Genomic DNA, 22,873 nt, shown 5'->3' with positions numbered 1-22,873 from the left:
GTTTTTAAAGGGGAGAGAGGGAGTAGGTATATCATTCGCCTGCATCGCCTCCGGTCGCTAAACCACCACGGCTGATTTCCCATCGGACGACTGTATCCATTATGGATAACTGATTTGCGTTGAGCTGATGTAACAGCGATTTGTCAAGGTTTTGAATATCCATTGTGTCGTGTTTAGGAGTTATGGTTGTTGTAATCGGCGATAACCTTGTCTAAATGCTTCTGGCCATGCATTTCCCGGTATCGCTCAACCGCCTCTTCCAGGAAGGTTCGGTGCGTGCAGCGCTCCCACCAGGTGATCGCTTTGATGCGCTCGATATAGCCGGTTGGCATGCGCACCGAAAAGGTGATCAGCTCCTCTGGCTGATCAGGTTGATTCGCCTGTTTCGACATGTCAGACTGATTTGACTGTTCAGGCTGACTGGGCTGATCTGACTGATTTGCACGTCGTGGCGGTGTTGACTGTCTTGGCTGATTTGGTTGATCTACATTATCTGGCTGTTTTGACGTACTTGCCTGATCTGCCTGTTTTGATTGAGTCGATTGGCCAGACTGTTTTGGATTTCCCGATGGATCAGGTTGTTCTGAATTTTCTGACGGGTCAAGCGGATCTGACAGGTTCGACTGTTCAGTCTGGCTTGACATTTCACTGGTGTCACGCTGGTCAGCCGATTCTGGCAATGGATTATCATCAGGTTTTTCCGGGGCATCCGGCTGGCTTGGAATACTGCTCAAAAACTCATCGAAATCAGGCTTGCCCATGACGTACCTCCAGCTCTTTGGCGAGGTTCAGGTAGTCGATCGCCCCGTAGGTTTTGGGGGCAAACTCGAAGATGCTGCTCCCGGCCGACGAGCAATCGCTGAGCCTGGCGTTGGTACGAATGGTCGTATCGAAAACTTTCCCGTTGAAGGTGCGAAACATAGCCCGGCGGATCTCTTTGTGCTGGTTCTTTCGCGCGTCAAAGTCCGTGATCACATAGCCAAGAATGTCCAGGTCAGGGTTCAGCCGCTTTCGGATAAAGCCAAGGATCGAGTGGATCTGCTTGAGGCCCTCCAGGGCAAAATACTCCGGTTTGACGGTGATGATCAGCCCGTCAGAGGCGGTGTAGGCGTTGATGGTCAGAAAGCCCAGGTTAGGTGGGCAGTCGATAATGCAAAAATCGTAATGGGCCGATAGTCCCGCCAGCTTCTCCGAGAGGATCATCTCCCGGCCCGGCACCCCGGCTAGTTTCTGTTCGGCGTAGGCCAGCGCCTGCCCGGCCGGTAGCAGGTCAAACCCTCTGGCTGGCTGAATAACCTCAGATGGCTGAAGCTCCGGCTGGTAGTACAGATCGTCCAGCGTTCGCTTGTCCTCCTCATGGGTCACTCCCAGATGCGTGGAGGCGTTACACTGAGGGTCGGAGTCGACCAGCAGCACCCGGAAGCCTCTGCGGGCCAATCCGGCCGACAAGTTCACGGCGGTCGTCGTTTTTCCGACACCTCCTTTCTGATTGGTAATCGATATGGTTTTCATCATGATAGATTTGGTGAAAAGTTTCATTTGTCTGTGAGTCTTGAAGTAGCTGGATTTCATAGGCCTACTGGGTGAGTGATTGCTTTCCAGCTTGGCAAATAGCCATCGTAAAGCCTTCACCCCGTAGAGGCCACGCAGCAAACGACAGTGCCTCGTCACCCCCTCTACCCGGACACATCGGGCCACAAAGCTCTTGAGCCAGGGAGGGGGTACCGGCGAGAATGCCACCGCAAGCATCGACTGGCCCGATAAGAGGACGAGCCCCTGGATTAGGTTGAGCTGGCGCGCCCATTCGAGTCCGTGCAGAATACCACGGCGTTCCTTTCAAGCTTCTGTGTCTTATTTGTATTCGTTTATTCATGTCCTGCATTGATGGTTGAATCAGTCCGACTGAGGTCTGATGTTCTTTCTTGTTTTATATTTCAGATTTGAGGAAACCAGATCCGGCCTGACCTCTGTATGTACCCCGCTGCGGTTTACTTTAATGAAGTAATGCCCCATAGCTTTCCGGTACTTATTGATTTCCCATATGTTTGAAGACCGATATTCAATAGGGGCTTCATTCTTTTTCAGATGTATGAAGCCATTGGCCAACGCTCTCTGTTTCAACCTGTGACAGGTAGGTATAGATAGAGAAAGGATCATATTCAGATAGCTCGCTGAACATTCTATAAATTGGTGGGAAGAAGGTGTCCTGGTATGAACGTCGGATTTTCCGTTCAGACGACCTTCCTCCCATTTTCTTCTAAATGCTCTGTTACCAACGATTGCTGCAGTACAAAATCCCTGGAGTGTTTTAGTATCCTGTAAGTTGGTTATGTATAGCTTGGCTGCACTTCTGGATCTGAACCCTTCAATGGCTCTGACATTTTCAAATCCCCTGATGAAATAGGTTTTTGTGGCTGGGTTTTGCCCAACCCAGTTTCGTTTCATAAGACCTTTCAAATTCCTGTACATCGTCCTGACGGATATGTCAAGAGCGCTAGAACTGCTCGTTCTTAACTCGGTGTCCATTCTGAGCAATCCGCTTGAAACCCAGTTCAGGTAGAGGTACAGCCTCAACTGCCGGGTAAAATTATTCTTCAACGTGAATTCACACAATTCAACCGGCACCCATAAGTAGTCAGATTTTGTAGCATCACGTTGGTGATCAATCATGGCTATTACGTCTGGTTTTGTTTGAGCAGGGTTTCGATATCGGACACCTTGTAGTAGAGTTTCAGGCCAATTTTGCTATAGGGTAGCAGTCCGTCACTGCGGTAGCGTTGAAGCGTTGATTTGGAAACCCCCAAATATGTCATCGCCTCAATATTTGTGAGCCACCGCTTATCGTAGGATTCTTTATTCGAAAGCTTGTTGTTAGATCGGTCCAGCGTTTGGTTGATCTCTTTTGCGAAGTCATATAGCTCTTCTAATTCCGAGCGGAGCTGTGTAAGTACGTCCATTGTTTCACCTTGGTTTTCGTTGTAGTTGACGTACCTAAGGTCTCGCTACGTGCCCTGGGATTCCAGAGGACATTGTCAGAACAGGGCTTGGACAATGTCAGGTGCTTAATAAAAACAGTGACTTACGTGGCGGGTGATTAAGAATTGACTGCAAAAAAAGTTCAGAAAAGTTTGAGAATGTTGGAAAATGAATAAATCGGTTATGCTTTGGTGCTGACATTTCATTGTTGAACTTGAAACTTGTGACGTATTACGTGGGCTAGCGATTCAAGGTTTTGTAGCAAGTTGCCTTCGAGAGGAGAAAGAATGAATGAATTTAATTTCAACGTAGATAAACTGGTATCATCAAGGCTATTTATTATCTTATGAGAAAGGGGAATATTCTCTGCAAGTAATTGGAGTTTCAATCTCTTTCCGTCCCTATCCACTGCTTCATCATTTTCTTTAAAATCTATCCGGTTGTAGCCAAATAGGCATTAATTTGGGCAGTTGACATGACAGTGGTAGGAGAAGCCAGCTCAAGAAATAGTATTTGGGCTTTAGTTGGATGAAGTATTGATCTTCAACCTTACTAAGATTTAATCGGGATGATTTGCTGCGCTAAGGTTAGTTTTAAAACAGTACTATTGTAGGTGTGAAAGAATTGTTTGTTTTTGACCGTTGAAAGAGAGCATTGAGTAATTGTTAGTGACATTTTTCGATCATCTCGGATAATTATAAAAAGGAATACTAGGCTCAATCTTGGGCCAAACCCCATACTCGATTATAGTGCGCTTTGTTTAAAAAATAGATAAAATAAATGAGTGAATTTCCATTCATAGGGAAGAAGAAAAAGTGGCATAGAGAGGATTCAGAGTTAAGTTTAATTATTCAATTCTGTTTTCCACAATTTCCCGGAATTCCGGGTACTCCCGAAGTGGATCCCATGTTGGCGATAATTGTAAATCGTTTTTTGATACAAAACCGGGCACTGAGAGTAAAAACTCAAGTTGATCTATAGCCTTGCCGTGTTTACCTGCTAATGTATATATTTCAGCCAAATCTAATGCAAACCATGCTCCCAGATAAGTGTTTTGAGCATAGGGTACCAGGTCAATAGCTTTTTCTCCTTCCCGGATAGCATTTTCAGATTCACCTATCCTAGCATACACTTTACCTAAAATCGTACGATAGCGTGGATCATTCGGATACTTATCACGTAATTCTTCCAGCTGTACTTGGATCTGTTTGTAATAAGTCAGAGACTCCACTCTTTCACCCAGTAACTGAAGAGATTTGGCGATCGGATAAAGCCGGGGTATAAAACTATTATCAGTATCAATGGCTATTTCCGGTTCGATACTTTCAAAGACCAGCAATGCACTTTCCCAATCCCGGTTATAATAATTGAAAATGCCATAAAAATAGATTTCCAGTTCCAACATCTTCGACCTCTTTTCTCCCCAGGTTTTAACCTCATTAAAAGAACCATCCCTATGATAATTTATATAAGCTTTAAACATATTGAGGGGCATATCCGGAAACCGATCAATCTGTCTCATGACCTTCGTTTCTGCTTTATCATATTCCCGGGTCCAAATATAGAGCCAGGACAGCTCCAGGTGAGGGCTAATATTTCGCGGATCAAGATTAAGCGCTTTTTTCAAATGTTTCTCCGCTTTCTCCCAGCTTCCTGCCCGTCGGTACGTTAAACCCATAAAAAGATGTAATTGAGGATGGTTAGGGAATTTTTGCAGAGCCGATTTGAAATATGTTAAAGGCCGATTATAATCCATATCCGACCAGTAATAATACAGGCCAAGTGCAAGGTGAGTTTCAGGTAGTTCCGGGGCCAGTAGATGCGCCTGTTCGGCTGCTTCCTTTATTTTTTGTAATCGCTCAGGCGTCTGACCAAAAAACCAGTATAGATTTGAATACGTTATCGCAAGCAATGCATAAGCTTGGGCAAATTCCGGATCTTCTTCTAGAGATCTTTTGAGCAGTAATTCTGTGGTAAGATAATGATCCCGCAGAGGCCCCGGCCGGCTGTTATATTCAAGGGCACGAATATAGAAATCATATGCCACTGAACTTTCGGTCAACTGCTCATCTAGGCGATTTTGTTCATCGGACGATAGTTTTACCTCAAGAGCTTCTGCAACTTCACGTGCGATGCGACCCTGAATATCATAAAAACTATCAATGTCATCTTCATAGGTAGCAGACCAAACAGTTGTTTTGCTCTCTGTATCGGTTAATGTAATCGAAACACGCAATTTTTCCCCAAATCTTTGAACTGCGCCTTCCATCACTGTTGTAACTCCAAGATCTTCACTTATCTGCTGCAAATCCCGTTCCTCAGGCGGATAACCGGTCACGGAGCTATGTGCAAAAACTGTGATAGAACTGATACCCGCCAGTCGGTTGATAATCTCCTCGTGAATACTGTCGGAAATATATGTATGAGCAGGATCGGGACTCAGATTTTCGAGCTCAAGTACTACAATAGAATTATGCAGATTACCGGCTGCAGATTCATATCCCGGAGACAAAAACCAGGAACCTGAAAAAAAAACCAGTGCTAAAATAACCGTTCTGCTTACCACTTTGGTGCGTAAAAGAATTGAATATTGCGAGGTATCAGGTGCCTCAACCAGCATGGGTAAAGTCCCGGCACAGCACTTTAAATCCTTAACAAGATGATGTAGTGATTGATAACGATTATCCGGATCTTTTTCCAGAACCCTGTTAACCAGGGTTGACAATCCTGCAAATTTTTGCGGGAGAATTTCCGATAGAGCAGCCGGATCTTTGTTCACAATCGAATAGATTGTATCTGATTTATTCTCACATCCAAATGGGTGTAAACCGGTAAGCATCTCATAGAGTACAACACCTAAGGAAAAAATATCTGATCGTTGATCAACCGATCCTTTTTGTATCTGTTCCGGCGACATATATGCTAGAGTACCGAGTTCATGCCGGTCCTTTGTCAAATTCCCAGGCCCAATAAATTTTGCAAGTCCGAAATCCGTTACTTTGATTCGATTTTTCGAATCCACCATAATGTTTTCAGGTTTGATGTCACGGTGGATGATCTCTTTTTCATGTGCTTTCTGCAGGGCTTCAGCAATCTGTATGGAATAGTCGATTGCAGTTTCAATATTCAGTTCTGAAGCATTGGATTCCTGCATTTTGGGAGTACAGTCATCGGGAGTAAGTTTTTCCCGTAATGTTACCCCGTCAATGAATTCCATGACAATGAATTGCTGTCCGTCGTATTCATTGATCTGGTAGATTGTACAAATATTAGGATGGCTCAGAGCAGCGGCTGCCTGCGCTTCAAGTAGTAAGTGCTGCTTGTCATCCTCCGATTGCAAGAATGGGGGGTTCAGGAACTTCAGCGACACTGTTCGATTCAGTTTTGTATCATAGGCTTTGTAAACGACCCCCATGCCGCCGCTGCCCAGCTTTTCAATTATATTGTAATGTGCAACTTTTTGCCCGATGATCTGAAGTTCGTCATCTTTATTAGCGGCAGGCTGTATCTCCAATAGTTCTTCAAATGAAGGTGAAACTACTTTTTCGGAAATATCTCGGATGAATTGATCAGCTGTGTCACTATGGAGAAGTAGGGATTCAATTTCGGTTCGAAGGCCCTCATCGGTTCCGCACTCACGGCTAAGAAAACCGAAACGTTTTTCAGGTGGCAAGGCTAATGATTGCTCGATCAGTGTTTCAATTTTTAACCATTGATCCAGTTTTTCCATTAGATCATGCGATTAATTCAACAGTGATTAGTACCTGCCGACACATGGAATAAATATTCCCTGCGATATTTGAGACCCCTTCAAATTAATCTCCCCAAATAAATCTCAGGATTTCATTCCTGAATCCAGTTCACGGCACAACCAAAGCCGGGCCGTCTTCCAGCTCCGCGTCACCGTAATGGGTGAGATCCCGAGAGCCGCAGCAGTCTCCTTGATTGACAAACCTCCAAAAATCCGGCATTCAATAATCCGGCTTTGCCTTGGGTATATAACGTCAAGTTTCGATAAAGCTTCATCAAGTAAGACAATGGTTTCAATTCGCGTGCCCGATAAAAGCTCATTAGTAGCATCAGAGAACTCTAACTGCCCCAATGTAACTTTTTTCCAGTCACCGCCGCGTTTTAATCGGTTACGGTCCCGGGCATAATTTATAAGGATATGACGCATCGCCCTGGACGCTGTCGCTACAAAATGTGCTCTTGATTCCCAGCTTTTGTGTGACTGATCGACCAGTTTGATGTACGTTTCGTGAAGGAGGGCAGTTGTGTTAAGGGTGTTATTTTGCTGCCACTTGACTCGCTGCCCGTCCGCAATATTATACAGTTCTCTGTAAAGAAGCTCGAAGAGCTCATTGACCGCTTCCTTATTACCAGCCTGGTAATTTCGAAGTAGTTTTGTAACAGTCTCTTGTTGGGACATCTTCATATGGTTATTTCTGAATCCCATAGAATTCTCTCTATAAACTGCCCAAGCCACCTATCATCCCGAAATGATGCAAACACACATGATTCGGTGTATATAAAAGAGAAGACTCATTTTTCTCCGATTGCATTTACAGAAAAATACCTGAATATGCTACAAAAACTTAATTAATGAACCCGTAATAAGCAAGCAGAGTAGGTTAATAAACACGTTTTAGGCAAGCTTTAAACCAAAGACAGCTATTATAATATATGGCTGACTTCCAAGTGTGGACAAATAAATTCTAAACCTGAACCGATTAGTGGAGACCAGAGACCACTTAAATAAACGGGGCGTAACTGAAAAGCCTTAAGAGTAAGACTAATAAAAGTAGAATCGTTATGAAAAATAAAGACAACACTGGTATTGTAAACCCTTTTGCTTTAGCAGAATTAATTACTAGTAAGAAAATTAATTGGGATAAAGTTGAAAATCCGAAAGCAATTTTGGAAACAGTCCTTCAGACCCCTTATCAGGAGTTATTTGATCCAAAATTTAACTCCCCTTTATTCGCTGGACTACAATTGAAAAGAGACTTTTCGCTTGAAAAGATTGCTCAAGATGATATTATAATAAGGAAAGTTGGGGACGGGGTTGAAACAGAAGCCGGAAATATTGATTCAATTGACAATTTAATTAAATTTCTCGAAGATAACCGTGATAAGGGAATCAACATTCGGGACTTAGTGAGGGATCCTTCACACAACCTTAAACTGGAAATAAATTTAGGTTCGAGCATACCGCGTAGGCTGTCTAATAAGGAATGGCCTGAGCATTTATCTAATCTAGTTTTATTAAAAGACAAAGTTAGTAATAAAAAGAAAGAATGGGAACCTGAGAATATTCTTTGGGAAGATCCGGGTAATTTCTTTAATAAAGCTGCTGATTTTTTTGATCCTATACAAGGGGCGGTAGCTAACTGTTATTTCATTGCTGCACTATCCAGTGTAGCCTGGACCAGACCTTATTTAATTGCTCACAAAACAAGATCCACCGGTACTGCCCAAGAAGAATTTACCTGTATGATAAAATTCCACCAAATAGGCAGCATAGGTTCCAAAAACCAAAAAACTGCTGAGATTGAGGTTAGTGAAAAATTACCATTAAATTCGTCAACTAATAATTTTGTTTATTGTCGATCCTTTGATCCCGGAGAAATATGGCCAGGGGTTTATGAAAAAGCATTTGCAAAATGGATTACCCAAAATACAACTGATAAACCTGATATTACAGCAAGTGGATGGGGAAATCCGGTAACTGCGGTTCAACAATTAACAAATGAAAAGAATGTTACAAATAGGCTTACAAAAGATCATTCAGCCACTAATCTATGGTCATTTATTAGAGCTAATTCAGTAAGTAGGAAAACCATACATCCAATGGTTGCAAGCACATACTCCAGTGGCGATGCATCTCCAGATAAGGTAACTTATTCAGATTCTAATCTGGCCGCTAGTCACGCATATTCAGTTTTGGGATGGTTTTATAAAAATAATAAACGTTACGTAGTACTAAGAAACCCTTGGGGAATGACTTGGGATACTGATTATACTTTAAGTGGTAGTTGGCTTGCTAAACATGTGGATTGGTGGAAACCTATTGTATTTGGAGCAAGAGGAGTGTTTGCTATTGAAGCAACAACTTTCAAAAGCTATTTCAGAAGAATTGCTGTAGTAAAACCATAAATTCTATCTAACCATCCCATAAGAGCCTGTATATGACAGTAGCGGGTGAAGCTAACACTGCTACTGCATATGCACGCAAAAAGTTAAAATAATTTCTAATCTAACCATAAAGAACCTTATGATCAGTACTTTAAGAATATGCCCGCTTATTACATTTTAGAATTTTTCAGGACCAACGTTGACTGTTAAATTTTAATAAACGATTATAATTTTGATCAATATCTACTTGCCATTTTCATTTGAATCTAGCTTGCCTTACTTCGAAAAGATATACCAGACTTATCCCCACCTTCATTAGCTGTGTAAGTTAAAGTATCAATGAATTCTATAAAAAGCAGAACACCCTAACCGGTACATACATCTTACTTGATAGTTGTGTCAAAATTGAAATCACTAATACTCGGAATAATAAGTGATTTCAAAAATGACACAAAACAGTAAATGTTTATTTACCATCATTTTCTATATAGGATCAAAATGTCTCTTTTCCTTACGATCTATTTAAACTTCTAACCGTTTTTTCCAAGTGTCATATGTATTAAGAAAAGCAGCTTTGGAATTATGGAATTGCTTAATTTGTAACCTGTAACGAAGGAATAGTTCTTTCTCTATGATTTCAACTGCATCTTTTCTTTTCATCTTAGTCCCATCTTTACGCTCCTTAGTCAGCTCCTCAAATATACTATATCTACCTTCAGGAGTTAATAGATCTATTCCTCTTTTTACCTCATCAATTTTTTCTTTTGTGATTATTCGATGGCACGCATTTTCTAAGTCGTGCATTTTATCCTGAAACAAATGACTGTGATAATTATTCTGGACGACTTGTAACGCTCGCAATCTCATATACCCTAGCTTCACCGGCTGGTGATGCTTAATACTTCTATGTAAAATAGCCTCAATCTCTTCTTGTACTTTTTTATCCAGGGAATTCATAGGTAAAATCGAGTAAGCTAATTGTATATCATCCAAAATTTCAAAAAATGTTTTTTCTGTCAGATTAAATGAATCATCTGTTTCAGAGTCTATGTTTTGAAGTATTTCATTAATATGCTCATAAAAGCCCATTAATTTTTTATTAATGACTTTAATATGTTTTCCAAAATCCTCTATGAGTTTGAGAATTCGTTCGGGGTTTTGTTCCAATATGCTTTTGTAATTATTGAGTGTACTGGAAACAACTTTTTTCAAATGATCGATATCATCACTCTTTAAATCTCTGATATATGGATTGACCGTTTTATTGATGTCGAACGTTGACTTATAAGCTTCACTTTGGTCAAATCCATAAGCCATTACTGGCTCTGCTACATGATTTACTAAATTGTCGTCTGGATAAACATCATCATAACTATTTATTCCAATGAGGTCATCTAAACTGAAGGTATATTTTGCATTATCGGATTGAATTGAATCATCTACGTTCATATTTGGGTACTTCATATTGAATTAATTAAAGAGACTTTCCATTTTAGAATCCAGGTTTGCACGGTCAAATTTCTTCAATTACTGTTCGGTAACTCTGATGTTTGTATGACCTAAAGCCTTGGATATATCGTTAATTCTCCAGCCCTTTGATCTTGTGAGATCGGCAAACGAATGTCTGGCCATTTGGAAGGAGATTTCAGTCCCTGTATCGACAGGTTCGCAAATTTGTTTAAGGTTTTTTTTGATTAATTCAGAGTTAGGTGAGATATCGTAGAGTTAGCTGATTTCAGCAGGTAAGTGTCTTGGATTGAGTTCGGATGATGTTCTAACCTGTTTGAGTAATATTTCAAGGGACGGATCAGTTCAGCGAGTACACGTATGATTTTGTTCCGTCCCTGCAGCCGATACCAAGGCCCGAGGGTATATTCAGGTCGACGAATTGCCGATTAAGGTGCTGGAAAGCCTCAAAAAAGGGGCCTGCCATCAGGGGTATTTTTGGGTCTACCACAGCCCGATCGAAAAAACAGTGCTGTTTGACTATCAGCCGACCCGCGGGGCGCCCGCCCCTAAACGACTGCTGGATGGGTTTACCGGATACCTGCAGACCGATGGCTATGTCGCCTATGAGGAGGTTGGCCAGCGCAAGGGCGTGGTACATCTGGCGTGCTGGGCGCATGCCCGGCGGGAATTTGAACGCGCACTGGACAATGATCGCGAGCGTGCCGAGACCGCGCTGAGCTGGATTCAGGATCTATACGCGACCGAGCAGCAGGCCCGCGAAGAAGGACTCTCGCCGGACGAGCGTAAAAAGTTGCGCCTGGAGCAGTCGCTTCCCATTATCAATACGCTGGGATCGTGGATTCACGAGGAGGTAAAAAGGGTATTGCCCAAAAGCCAGATCGGTAAAGCCATGGCCTATAGCGCCAAGCGGTGGGATAAGCTCAGCGAGTATTTGCATGACGGGCTGCTGGAAATAGATAACAACCTGGTGGAGAATGCCATCCGTCCGCTGGCGCTGGGCAGAAAAAACTACCTGTTTGCCGGATCGCACAAAGGGGCCCGGCGAGCCGCCATGGTCTACTCGATGCTGGGAACGTGTAAGCTGCATGGGGTAAACCCCACGCAGTGGCTCACCCACGTGTTGGCCTACATCCTGCAGACCAAATACAACGACGTACGATCTCTCTATCCTCAGAACTTCACTCAGCCATAGCCAAACGGCCGGCTACATTCAAGATGTAGTTGGTCGGGTGGATACATTGTTCTAAACGAAAAGCGCAGTTCTTTGATAATCGGAATTTGGCTTTCCAGCCTTTACTTGACTAGTTATGTTATTATCTTACTACCTATTAGATATTTCACTTGATGCTGACCCATCCCGCAGGAGTTGCATCATCACCTCCTTTGGCATGGCCTTTCTTTCGAGGCAGACTGGCTAAACTCAAAGAAGCTCTATCAGCAACTGGCGAATAATGGCTTCCTGCTCTCCAGCGTGACCAACAAGTGACTTCCACCCTTAAATGGAATGGCAACCATTAGCGTAAGCCAAAGACACCTCTGTCGGGCACACACAGGCCGGTTCAACTCGAACCCCATCTATGGCATGTTTTCGGCGAACGGGTTGTACTTTACCAATCGTTTTATAACATTAGAAATTGTATAAGCTTCATCTTATAATTATAGGCGCTCTGGCGTGAGGCTAATTTTAAGTCATGAGTTGATTATTCATGATCCTGATGTTTTTAAATTTATATTTGTAAGTTATTTCTTTAAATATCACCTTATTTAATATTAGAGATCATTCTACTTAAATAAAGGTGAATTGTAGCTTAGCAGGATAGAGAATTAAAATTAAACTCCTGTAACATATGTATTTGTAGCATTTTGACTGAAAAAATACTCTTGTTAATAGGTGCATAGAAATACGCTATCTATAGATCATCTTACTGACTACTTACCCTAAATGGAATAAATTACCATCAGTCAGCAATAAATAGATTTTGAGATGAATAATTCAGTTAAGGAGAAATACAACGCAAACGTTACTGAACTTCATGACGTCTGCAGTGAATTCAGCAGGATGGTTATTAGCTTATTTAATATAGAAAAGCAAAAGTTTGAATATTGCAGTAAATCAGTCAAGCAAGTGCTGGGCTATCGTCCGGAAACGCTGATCGAATCGGGCTGGGATTTCTGGTACTCGCTGCTGAAACCGAAAGAACGTTTGGTGGTCAGCCAGAAGCTCAACATTGCCATTTTCGGGGATTTCGCCCGGCCGGGTACATACAGTTTTGCCTACCATATTAAAAAACCCGGCGGCGAGTGGATCAGTGTTAAACATGAAATTTACCACAAACGGTATGCGGAAAAACGGATAGCCCTGAACCTGCTATATGATAATACGGAGCGGGAGCTGATCAACAGTTATTTGGACATTTCACAGCCGAATGATTCCGGGGCGGATGGCAATGGAGTTGCAAATGATGTTACTGATCGAGAAAAACAGGTACTGAAACTGATTGCATGCGGATTATCATCCAAGCAAATAGCCAAAAAGCTCTATTTAAGCCAGCATACTGTTGTCTCTCACCGAAAAAATCTGATCAAAAAATTCAGGGTCAAAAATACGGCTGAGCTCATCAAAAAAGCTTCGAAAATAATCTCTCTTTGAATTGAAAATCACCATTTTTGGGGATTGAGATGAGTTAAATATTTAGTTAAGCTTTTATTATTGTAATAGATGATTTAAATCAATTAGATCGTCTGTTTAATGGCAACTAATTATCAACTGCCAAATAATTCTTGGGGTAAACAGCTATTTCGTATATGTGTAAATACTGCGCTGATACTAACTGATCAATAAAGGGAATGCGATGACGGATTTTGATCCGAATTCAATTGAACATGATGTTCGGAAAAAATTGGACACCGGTATTATTCTCGAACTAATGGGGATGACATCCGGTGGTGAGGTGAAAGAAAATATTCTGAATGTCATGGTAGTATATACAGGTGACATTAATGCGCTTAAAGCGGTCGGTCTGCAAGTTGGGGTAGATGCACAAGGTGTAGTTTCAGGTAAAATTGTCCTGGATAAGGTTATTGATTTGGCACGTCTGGAAATTGTTGAGAAGATAGATCTTTCTTACCCCATCAAGACTGAGCTCGACGGTAGTGTACCTGCAGTTCAAGCCGATCAGGTGCATAATATGGATCCCAGTCTTACAGGTGAAGGCATTATTGTAGGTATCATCGATACCGGTATTGATTTTATGCATAAATCGTTTCGTGACGATGATGGTAAAACACGAATCTTAAGAATCTGGGATCAGTCATTAACAGCACAATCAGAAGAATCGGCACCCAGTGAAATTTCAGGTGCCAGTGGTGTCGAATACACGAGCGACGATATTGATTTTACTATCGATACAAATGAAGGAGGAACTTCGTCCGTTTCCGGGACGACAGTACGCCATCGTGATTCTAATTCAAATGGCGATCCAAGTGGGCACGGAACTCATGTAGCTGGGATTGCGGCGGGTGATGGTTCACAACCAGGGAATTGCCGCGGTGGCGATACGTATGTCGGACTTGCTCCAAAAGCCGATATCATTGTAGTCAAAGCAAGTAACACGTCGGGAATTGCTGATGCAGTATCATATATATTTGCCGTAGCAGATACGACGCCATGTGTCATTAATATCAGTCTCGGGAGTAATTTTGATGGTGGTGCAATTGGTTCACACGACGGGACACGTGCTGATGAACAGCGTATTGATAATGAACTGGGTGGAACTGAAGGACGTGCAGTAGTCAAATCAGCTGGAAATTCAGCAAATGATAAGCGTCATGCATCAGTAACGGTTGCAGCGAATGATTCTGAAAGCTGGACATTTACAGTTCCCGCGGGTGATACGGACGCTAATTCTATGGGAATATGGTATTCTGGTGCGGGACGGTTGGATTTTTCATTAACCGATCGCAACGGCAACACTGAGGGGCCTGTTTCTCCAGGAAATACCTTGACTTTGAATTTTCCGGATGGTACAAATGTAGTGGTTAACTCCCAATTGAACCGGCCACCGGGACAGGATGTATTTGGTGATCCCCGGAATATGCATAGTGTTGATATCAGAATGCTGCCTCCTGGAAGTGGGAATATTCTGGCCGGTAACTGGGAGATTGAATTGGAGGAAACATCTGGAAATGAAACTGATGTTCATTGTTGGATTGGTGATACTGGTGATAAAGTCCCCTTCTTTGTTGAAGCCGATCGGGATAAAAGTACAACCCTGACGATGCCGGGTACCGGGGCTAATATTATTACCGTCGCAGCTTACAACCATGAATCGGGTGACATTGCCGATTTTTCTTCTCGTGGTCCTACAATCGACGGGCGGCAGAAGCCGGATATTACTGCGCCAGGTATAGCTATTGCAGCACCCAAAATTTTAGAAAGCGGCGGCATTTGTTCTGACTGTTGCTATTCGTTTTATATTGATAAAAGAGGCACGAGCATGGCCGCTCCCCACGTCACTGGAACCGTTGCCCTCATGCTTCAAAAAAATTCAGAAATTAGTTTTCGCCTTATCCGCCGATTTTTAGAAAACGGGGCAAAAATTCCATCGGGACTCAGTGACTCTGATATGCCATCCCCGGTGTGGGGCAAAGGTATTTTAAATTCTTTAAATGCTGTTACCGAAACGATTTCTCCACCGGGTGGAGGAGGTGGAGGAGGTGGTGGAGGTGGTGGACCATCTGCACCGATACTCGAAAGTCCTGTCTATGCTATGAGTGGTTTATTTAATTGGCCTTACACCGATTTCAAAAAAGCATTGCACTTACTTAATGTAAGATTGAATGAAAGTAAAAAAGGTGTATTACTGTCAGCCTTGATAAGTATTCATTTCGATGAAATCTTCCATCTTATCTCCACAAACAAACGCGTAGCCACTATCTGGCAACGGTGCATGGGACCAAGCTTCGTACAGTACCTGCTTAGAACCGCACAGAATCCGAATACCAAATTACCAAAAAATCTGAGCACCAGAGATGTAAGAAAAGGCTTTGACAGGTTTTTTGAAGTACTTAAAAAATATGGCAGTGAATCACTAAAAAGTGATATCACACGTCATGCCTCATTTGTTTGCTCATTAGTGGGGAATCGTTTGAGTTCGCTAAACCTACAGGATTAGTTTCTAAATCAATCCATGACGGGAGTTATATTGTGTCCGAAACAAGTACACTATCAATATTGGCACGCGAATTAGGAATCTCGCTACTGCCATTAAAAAATAGACTGGAAGAAGCAGGATTTGTTGGTCTGATTTCCGAACTCGGCTTACAACTCCCGCCCGTTATCGCAGAGGCATCCCCTGTTATTTCAGAAAGTAGTAACATGGCTGCCAGTTTATCGAGCTTACCTGACGATATAGAAACGTTGGTGAATGCAATAGATGATGAGGATACCGAGCAGATGTTAATCACATCTATGAAGCTTACCAACACATTTGCAGATATCATTAGTTCAATAGATAAATTTGCCGATTCTATTGACTCAATTTCATCATCGAGTGGTCTTTCAACGGATGAGAAAAATCAACTCTCGGCATTTACGGAACATCTGGCTCGCCGACTACTGGATTTTCTGATTATCGAATACTTCAAAACAAAATCAAGTGGAACCGTAGCTACACTCGGAGTACTGGGATTAATAGATGATTACAAAGTAGAACCTAATAGTTCAGATTCCTTGCAACCCCCGTATCAGCATCGGGCTATAAACTTCGATAATATTAAAACACTGGTTTCGGATCCGGAAAATTACATGATAGATGTATTTGATTTCGGCAAACCTGATTTTGATGGCTCTCAGTTATTTCCTAGAATTAAAAATTTCCTCGAAAAAACCGATGTAGATTCTATAATTGTAGAAACGTCAGGGTTAGATCCGTTTTTAGAAGCCTATCTATTCAGATTGTCTGTACTTAGTTCGAAATCACCACCGGGGCTCGATGCCAGGTTACGATTACCAGCAGTCGAAGATTTTGAGCAAACATATCGACTAAGTGATTTATGGTCTCTGGTATTAAAAGTTGCTGCCCGTTTTAATTCTGGCTTATCCATTCAGTTGGCACCTCCCCTGAACGTCGATTTCGATCTCCTGTCGGGGTCGGTAGAAATGGATGTCAGCGGCGGGTTTAAAGCAGAATACCCGGATAGGCGAATAGTATTGCTGGCAGAGCCGGGACTACTTGAACTGGGATTACAACGAATCGGATTGACGATCGGCATAAATTCTATTGTAAATGCTGATAGTAAAGCCGCACTAGAACCCTTTGCCACAATAGAACTAAAAGGGGCAAAACTGCAAATAGGCAGTTCTTCCGGAGATGGTTTTATACAATCCATCCTTGGTGAAATTAATTTAGAAAGCGATTTTGATCTTGGAGGACAATGGCAGCCAAGCACAGGTATGCAGTTTCACGGAAGTGGTGGTATCGAAATTTCGATACCTACATACATTGATTTAGGGGTTATACAGTTAAACACTTTTCACCTAGGTGGTACCATCTCAACTGACGATTCTCCGATTAATTTTGAGACCTCAGTTGACATTACTACAAAACTTGGGCCTGTCACTGGTGTTGTTGAACGGATGGGAGCTCAACTTGGAATTGATTTCCCCGACGATCAAAGTGGCAATCTGGGACCCCTAAACCTGACCTTCACCTTCAAACCACCCAACGGTGTGGGTCTTGCGGTGGATGCCGGACCGGTGAAAGGCGGCGGGTATCTATTCTTTGATTTCGACCGCGAAGAGTATGCGGGCGCCTTGGAGTTGGTTTTCAGCGACTGGATCGCCCTCAAGGCGATCGGACTGATCACGACTAAAATGCCCGACGGTTCGAGGGGATTCTCGATGCTCATCATCATTACGGTGGAGTTCGGTACGGGTATCCAGCTCGGGTTCGGATTTACCCTGAATGGTGTTGGAGGCCTACTGGGTATCAACCGCATAGTGAGTATTGAATCACTGAAAGATGGCATTCGGACGGGATCAGTGGAAAGCATTATGTTTCCCAAAGATGTGGTCGAGAATGCGCCCCGTATTATCAGTGATCTGAGAAAGTTTTTTCCTCCTCAAAATGACGCCTTCCTGGTGGGACCCATGGCAAAAATCGGGTGGGGAACTCCAACCCTGATAGATATTTCAATCGGAATTATACTAGAGCTCCCGAATGTGGATATCACCATTCTGGGTGTTGTTAAAGTTATACTTCCGGACGAAAAAGCGGATGTACTGCGCCTGCAGGTGAACTTTATCGGCCGGATCGAGCCTTCTAACGAACGGCTGTGGTTCTATGCAGTATTGTTTGATTCTAGGGTTTTGTTCATCACGCTTGAAGGGGGAATGGGCCTGTTGGTTAACTGGGGCAACAATGCTAATTTTGTGGTGAGTGTCGGCGGCTTTCATCCCCGGTACAAACCGCCGCCTCTGCCGTTCCCGGAACCTACCCGGATTTCAGCTATAATATTGAATGAATCCAATGCCAAAGTACGCATTGATGCGTACTTCGCTGTAACGTCTAACACAGTGCAGTTCGGTGCCCGGGCCGAGCTGTTTTTTGGAGTGTCAGAATTTAAAATAGAAGGATTCCTTGCTTTCGACGCCCTGTTCCAGTTCGATCCGTTCTTCTTCAGCTTCTCCCTTTCCATCAGTCTGTCCGTCAAGGTATTCGGGGTTGGAATGTTCAGCGTCGGGTTCAGCGGAATACTGGAAGGACCGACTCCCTGGTATATCGAGGGGAAGGGAAAAATCAGCCTGCTGTTTTTCAAAATCAAGGTACCGTTCAGCCACACTTGGGGTAAAGATGAGGATACCAAGCTCGACCCGATAGCCGTATTCCCCCTGATCGAAAAAGAGTTGAACGCCCTCACCAACTGGGAGGCCTGGTTGCCGGAAAGCAGTAGCACGTTGGTTTCGCTCAGAGAACTGGGCGAATCGTTTGAAGATCAACTGGTCCTCCATCCGATAGGCACTCTGCGCATCAGCCAGCGTAAAGTACCTCTGAATTTCAATATGGACAAAGTAGGAAACCAGCGTCCTTCGGATGTGAATAAACTGAAGCTTAAAGCCGCCGTGAACGGGGGCGGTAATATGGTGGTGTCGGACATTGAAGAACAGTTTGCGATCGGTCAGTATAAGGATATCGAAGACTCCGGCCGCCTCTCCAGCGCCGCTTTTGAACCGCTTAACGGCGGAGTGGAAGTAGCGGTGGAAGGAGAACAAATTAAAACCAGCCAGGCCGTGAAGCGGGTCATCCGTTACGAATCGATCATTATCGACAGTTATTATAAGCGGTTTATAAAACCCTTCTTCAGTTTCTTTGCAAACGGATTCAGCTTCCTCCATGAAGCGCTCCACCAACACTTTTTGGCCGGTAGCGCGGTACGCAAATCGGTACTCTCGAACCAGCATAAAAAACGGATGCAGCCTTTTGATGAAGTTATAGAAGTTAAACCACATGAGTATTCTGTGGCGTTCAATACCGATAACAAACCCATGGGGGAAAATGGAACGGTCAAGTCATTTACAAGCCAGGCCAAAGCGAAGGAATTTATGGAGCAAAAAATTCATAACGATGCAAAATTCGCCGATCAATTACATGTGATTCCCAATACCGAAATCAATACCGCAGCATGAGTACGATGGCTACATATTCGTTTTTACCATGGGTACGCCAAGGTATTGCCAACCAGATAGAGGGACAGTCTGGTAACCGGGCCACCATTCCGGTTGAACTAACGCTTGTCGGTGAGACCCTTGACAACGGTTCTGAAACACGGCCGCCCATAAAGAAGGATATAGAAATTTACGGCCCCGGTGATATTACGGGTATCGCTTCGAAAGCGATTATACGGATGGAACCCGGAAATAGGATCACCAATTTTGAGCCCAATTATCTACCGTTTATCGAATTCTATGATGAGGATATGCCGTGGAGATATTCGCCGGTGAAACCTCAGGAACACCGATTATTGCCCTGGATAATGCTCGTGGTGTTAAAAGAAGATGAGTTTAAAGACGGTAAGAATATCAAAGAAAGGCCGCTGCCTTATATCCGGCCGGAAGCGAGGGCGAAATTCCCTTCGGCCGATCAGCTTTGGGCCTGGGCGCACGTGCATGTAAACAAGACTGTAATCGACGAGACGTTCCTGTCGGAGGACGCAGAAGCGATCCAAGAGCAGTTGGCCAGCGTACTTGATGAAGACCCGGACATGGCATATTCCCGCATTATGTGTCCCAGGAAACTGGAGGCCAATACCGCATATCACGCCTTTCTGGTACCGGTTTTTGAAAGTGGAAGGCGGGCCGGAGTAGGTAAAGACCCGTTCGATGCGAATGCCGATGAAATGGCGTGGAACGACGCGAACCCGGATGAACTTCCGTATTACCACCGCTATTATTTCCGCACAGGAACGGTAGGCGATTTTGAGTACCTGGTGCGGCTGCTGGAACCCCAGCCGGTGGACAGCCGAGTTGGTCTTCGCGACATGGATGTGCAGAAGCCGGGGGCCAACATCGAGGGAATAAGAGATGATTCCGAGGTGAGTGAAGAGCAGAAACTGGATGGAATTCTGAAGCTGGGCGGGGCATTGAGAATACCGGATATTTTTTATTCGCCCGAAGAATTTGCCGTTGTTGAAAAATACCGGAAGTGGGCAACGCTGAACGGCACCGAATCGTACCCGCATCCCTTTCAGGAAGATCTCGCTGCATTCATTAATTTGACAGACAGCTATGAAGTGGTTGACGCCGGGCAGGCGAATAAGGATTCTGGAATTACAGAAGTATCTCTCGGCGATGAGGTAACGGAAATTGATCCAGATACGGATTACGATATCGAACACAATCCGGACCCCTTGATTACTGCTCCGCTATATGGTCGCTGGCATGCGCTTGCCAAACGACTGTTGAAAGAGCGTGAAGGCAGCGACATCTCTCCCAATAACAACTGGATCCACGAGCTCAACCTTGATCCCCGGTGGAGAGTGGCATCGGGATTTGGTACAAAAATAGTGCAGGAGAACCAGGAAGATTACATGAAAGCCGCATGGGAGCAGATAGGCGACGTGCTGGAGTCGAACAAAAAAATCCGGGGTGCTCAATTGGCGAAAGAGACCACTTACATCTGGCATCAAAGCCATATGAAAACTATAAAAGAACAACGTCCCGAAAAGTGGGCGATGTTGGCGGCTCCACTGCATAAAAGGGTTACCCATGATTTTGAATTTCAGGAAAACGGAACCGTAACGCACAACCGTCATACTATCTATCACCAAGTGAACCGGAGCCGAATCCCGCGGGCAGCACTCTCGGTATCGATGCGCAAATTTACCCGTCCGCGTGGCACACTTATGAAGCGGCTGCCGTTCGATGATGATATTACACCGGACAACCTGCTCGACCGGATTAACAAAGGTGAAGTGAGTGCAGCCCCCGAACGGGAAACGCCTCCCGAGATTCTCACTCCCAAAGATTTGTATGAAGAGACAAGACCCAAAAACGTACCCGGGTTTGTTATCGACCTCCTGTCGGAATATCCCTGGATGAAATGGTTTCCCCTGCTCCTGGCGATATTATTATTTATTATTTTGATCTTTGTGAATCCTGGCACAACGTTTTACTCTGTGGGGATAGTTTTTGCAGCCGCAATGGTGTACCTGTACAGGCGTTTTAGTACATGGAGTAAGCAACAATCGGCTGCTGAGTCGGTCCTGGAAGAAAACCAGACGCCGGAAGCGGTGGACGATCTGCCACGGAGTCCCGATTTCAGGATTTCCACGCCGGAGGAAAATTTCACCCCTTCCCGCGGTACAGAAGACAGCGAAGAAGCCGGGCGGTTCAAAAAGGCGCTTAAAGATGCCTATACCTTCGTCGAAGAGTCGGTCAGGCAGAGTCAGTCACAGCCGAAACCAGCCCTCGATATATCTTTGGTCAATGATGTCATGTTTGAGTCGCTTGACCCGGAGATTACAATCCCGCGTTGGGTGTGGGGAAGTGTGATCATTCCCGACAGGATCAGGGACCAGCTTAAAGAAGAATTTGTAGAGGCGATGGCCTATCCTGAAATTGACCTGCCGATGTATAAACCGCTGGTTGATCAATCCTCCGAACTGTTTCTGCCCAATATCAACCACATAGCGCAAAATAGCATCTCTATTCTGGAGACAAATCAGAAATTTATCGAATCTTATATGGTTGGACTGAACCACGAATTCGCCCGGGAGCTGTTGTGGCGCGAATATCCCACAGATCAGAGAGGCAGCTATTTCCGTCAGTTCTGGGAAGCCCGAGGCTATTTCGATTCCGAAGACCTCACGGAGGAGGAGCTAAAGGAGAAACTGAAAGATATTCCCCAGCTTCATCGCTGGTCGAAATATTCCGACCTGGGTGATCACGATCATCGCGAAGCAGAGGGAGAAGATGAGGAAGTTGTACTGGTTATCCGTGGCGAACTGTTGAAAAAATATCCTAATGCCGTCATTTACGCGCAGCGGGCCGTGTGGAAAGATGAGGACGGAGAGCACGTACTTAACGGAGACTCAGATGCCATCGATCCCACAAAAGAACGCGACCTCCGTCCGCTGTCGGAAGAGGAGCAGGGAAATCCACCGAGAACAGTATTGAAATCTCCGTTGTATGAGGCAAAAGTTGAACCCGATATCTACTTTTTTGGATTTGACCTGACTGTGTGTGAAGCAAAAGGAGGAACTGGCAAGGAGAGCGAGCCGGTTGACGAACGATGTGCCGGAGAGGGCATTACCTGGGATGATCCCGGCTGGTTTTTCGTAATCAAAGAGCGTCCGGGTGAGCCGCGATTTGGCCTGGGTGCTGGTGATGAAAGCCATATGGAAGATGGAAAATTGGAAGTGTGGAATGATCTCGGCTGGATCGATATCGATTCAGGCGAAGGGTTTATAGATATAAGTGGCGATACGCCAACTATTACGGTCAACCAGATCCTGGAAGATGGAAGCGTGAAAAAAGAGCAGCAGAGTGAAGATCTACATATTGAATGGAATAAAGAGATGAGCTCGGCCGAACTGGCCTATATCCTATACCAGGTTCCGGTGTTGGTGGCGATTCACGCTACTGAAATGCTGCCTGATATCGATGAATAAGCCGAATGTATTTTTTTTGCATCATGTAACTGATATCCAATGATTAGTATCTGTTTATATTTCGCGTTTTTGGAATGGGAACAGGGTGGGGCGAAACAGATACTTGCTAATGTTTATGAACATT

14 protein-coding genes and 1 pseudogene are annotated in these 22,873 nt (G+C 44.1%); 6 read left to right on the top strand and 9 right to left on the bottom strand.

Annotation, left to right across the window (positions count from 1 at the left end):
- Positions 1-31 precede the first annotated feature (31 nt).
- From DYD21_RS21385 to DYD21_RS10625, 7 genes are all read right to left on the bottom strand, one after another.
- On the bottom strand, positions 32-163 hold the full coding sequence (locus tag DYD21_RS21385; protein WP_255415920.1) for a hypothetical protein: 132 nt from the start codon (positions 161-163) through the stop codon (positions 32-34).
- Positions 164-173: 10 nt separating this feature from the next.
- Positions 174-761 (bottom strand): hypothetical protein, encoded by a 588-nt coding sequence (locus tag DYD21_RS10650; RefSeq protein ID WP_116036313.1) that lies wholly within the window; start codon positions 759-761, stop codon positions 174-176.
- A complete protein-coding gene (locus DYD21_RS10645) occupies positions 748-1,539 on the bottom strand; it encodes a ParA family protein (protein WP_158551552.1) in 792 nt (263 codons plus the stop codon). The genes DYD21_RS10650 and DYD21_RS10645 overlap by 14 nt, the downstream gene beginning before the upstream one ends.
- A 354-nt stretch (positions 1,540-1,893) precedes the next feature.
- Positions 1,894-2,670 (bottom strand): hypothetical protein, encoded by a 777-nt coding sequence (locus DYD21_RS10640; protein WP_116036307.1) that lies wholly within the window; start codon positions 2,668-2,670, stop codon positions 1,894-1,896.
- A 5-nt stretch (positions 2,671-2,675) separates the two neighbouring features.
- Positions 2,676-2,957 carry a helix-turn-helix domain-containing protein gene (locus DYD21_RS10635; protein WP_116036305.1) on the bottom strand — a complete coding sequence of 94 codons (282 nt, stop codon included), beginning with the start codon at positions 2,955-2,957 and terminating at the stop codon, positions 2,676-2,678.
- Positions 2,958-3,823: 866 nt separating this feature from the next.
- Entirely contained in the window at positions 3,824-6,706 is a 2,883-nt protein-coding gene (locus DYD21_RS10630; RefSeq protein WP_116036303.1) for a serine/threonine-protein kinase, read from the bottom strand.
- Positions 6,707-6,811: 105 nt separating this feature from the next.
- Positions 6,812-7,405 carry a sigma-70 family RNA polymerase sigma factor gene (locus tag DYD21_RS10625; RefSeq protein ID WP_158551549.1) on the bottom strand — a complete coding sequence of 198 codons (594 nt, stop codon included), beginning with the start codon at positions 7,403-7,405 and terminating at the stop codon, positions 6,812-6,814.
- A 383-nt stretch (positions 7,406-7,788) separates the two neighbouring features.
- Between DYD21_RS10625 and DYD21_RS10620 the strand changes: the two genes are divergently transcribed.
- A complete protein-coding gene (locus DYD21_RS10620; protein ID WP_116036297.1) occupies positions 7,789-9,132 on the top strand; it encodes a C2 family cysteine protease in 1,344 nt (447 codons plus the stop codon).
- Positions 9,133-9,633: 501 nt separating this feature from the next.
- Here DYD21_RS10620 and DYD21_RS10615 read toward each other — a convergent pair.
- Positions 9,634-10,575 carry a hypothetical protein gene (locus DYD21_RS10615; RefSeq protein ID WP_147303561.1) on the bottom strand — a complete coding sequence of 314 codons (942 nt, stop codon included), beginning with the start codon at positions 10,573-10,575 and terminating at the stop codon, positions 9,634-9,636.
- Positions 10,576-10,638: 63 nt separating this feature from the next.
- On the bottom strand, positions 10,639-10,806 hold the full coding sequence (locus tag DYD21_RS21500) for a tyrosine-type recombinase/integrase (RefSeq protein ID WP_348636184.1): 168 nt from the start codon (positions 10,804-10,806) through the stop codon (positions 10,639-10,641).
- A gap of 172 nt (positions 10,807-10,978) precedes the next feature.
- Here DYD21_RS21500 and DYD21_RS10605 point away from each other — a divergent pair.
- The 5 genes and pseudogenes from DYD21_RS10605 to DYD21_RS10585 form a co-directional block, all read left to right on the top strand.
- A pseudogene (locus DYD21_RS10605) lies at positions 10,979-11,773 on the top strand (IS66 family transposase); the annotation flags it as partial.
- Between the two features lie 792 nt (positions 11,774-12,565).
- Entirely contained in the window at positions 12,566-13,231 is a 666-nt protein-coding gene (locus DYD21_RS10600; protein ID WP_199535503.1) for a LuxR C-terminal-related transcriptional regulator, read from the top strand.
- A gap of 202 nt (positions 13,232-13,433) precedes the next feature.
- Complete coding sequence (locus tag DYD21_RS10595; protein ID WP_116036287.1) at positions 13,434-15,755, top strand: S8 family peptidase; 2,322 nt, start codon at positions 13,434-13,436, stop codon at positions 15,753-15,755.
- Positions 15,756-15,814: 59 nt separating this feature from the next.
- Positions 15,815-19,267, top strand: a complete 3,453-nt coding sequence (locus tag DYD21_RS10590; RefSeq protein ID WP_116036284.1) for a DUF6603 domain-containing protein — start codon at positions 15,815-15,817, stop codon at positions 19,265-19,267.
- Entirely contained in the window at positions 19,264-22,749 is a 3,486-nt protein-coding gene (locus tag DYD21_RS10585) for a hypothetical protein (protein WP_116036282.1), read from the top strand. The genes DYD21_RS10590 and DYD21_RS10585 overlap by 4 nt, the downstream gene beginning before the upstream one ends.
- Positions 22,750-22,873: the final 124 nt, after the last annotated feature.

Source organism: Rhodohalobacter sp. SW132 (assembly GCF_003390325.1).
Classification (GTDB): domain Bacteria; phylum Bacteroidota; class Rhodothermia; order Balneolales; family Balneolaceae; genus SW132.
This window is presented reverse-complemented; position numbering and strand designations above follow the sequence as displayed.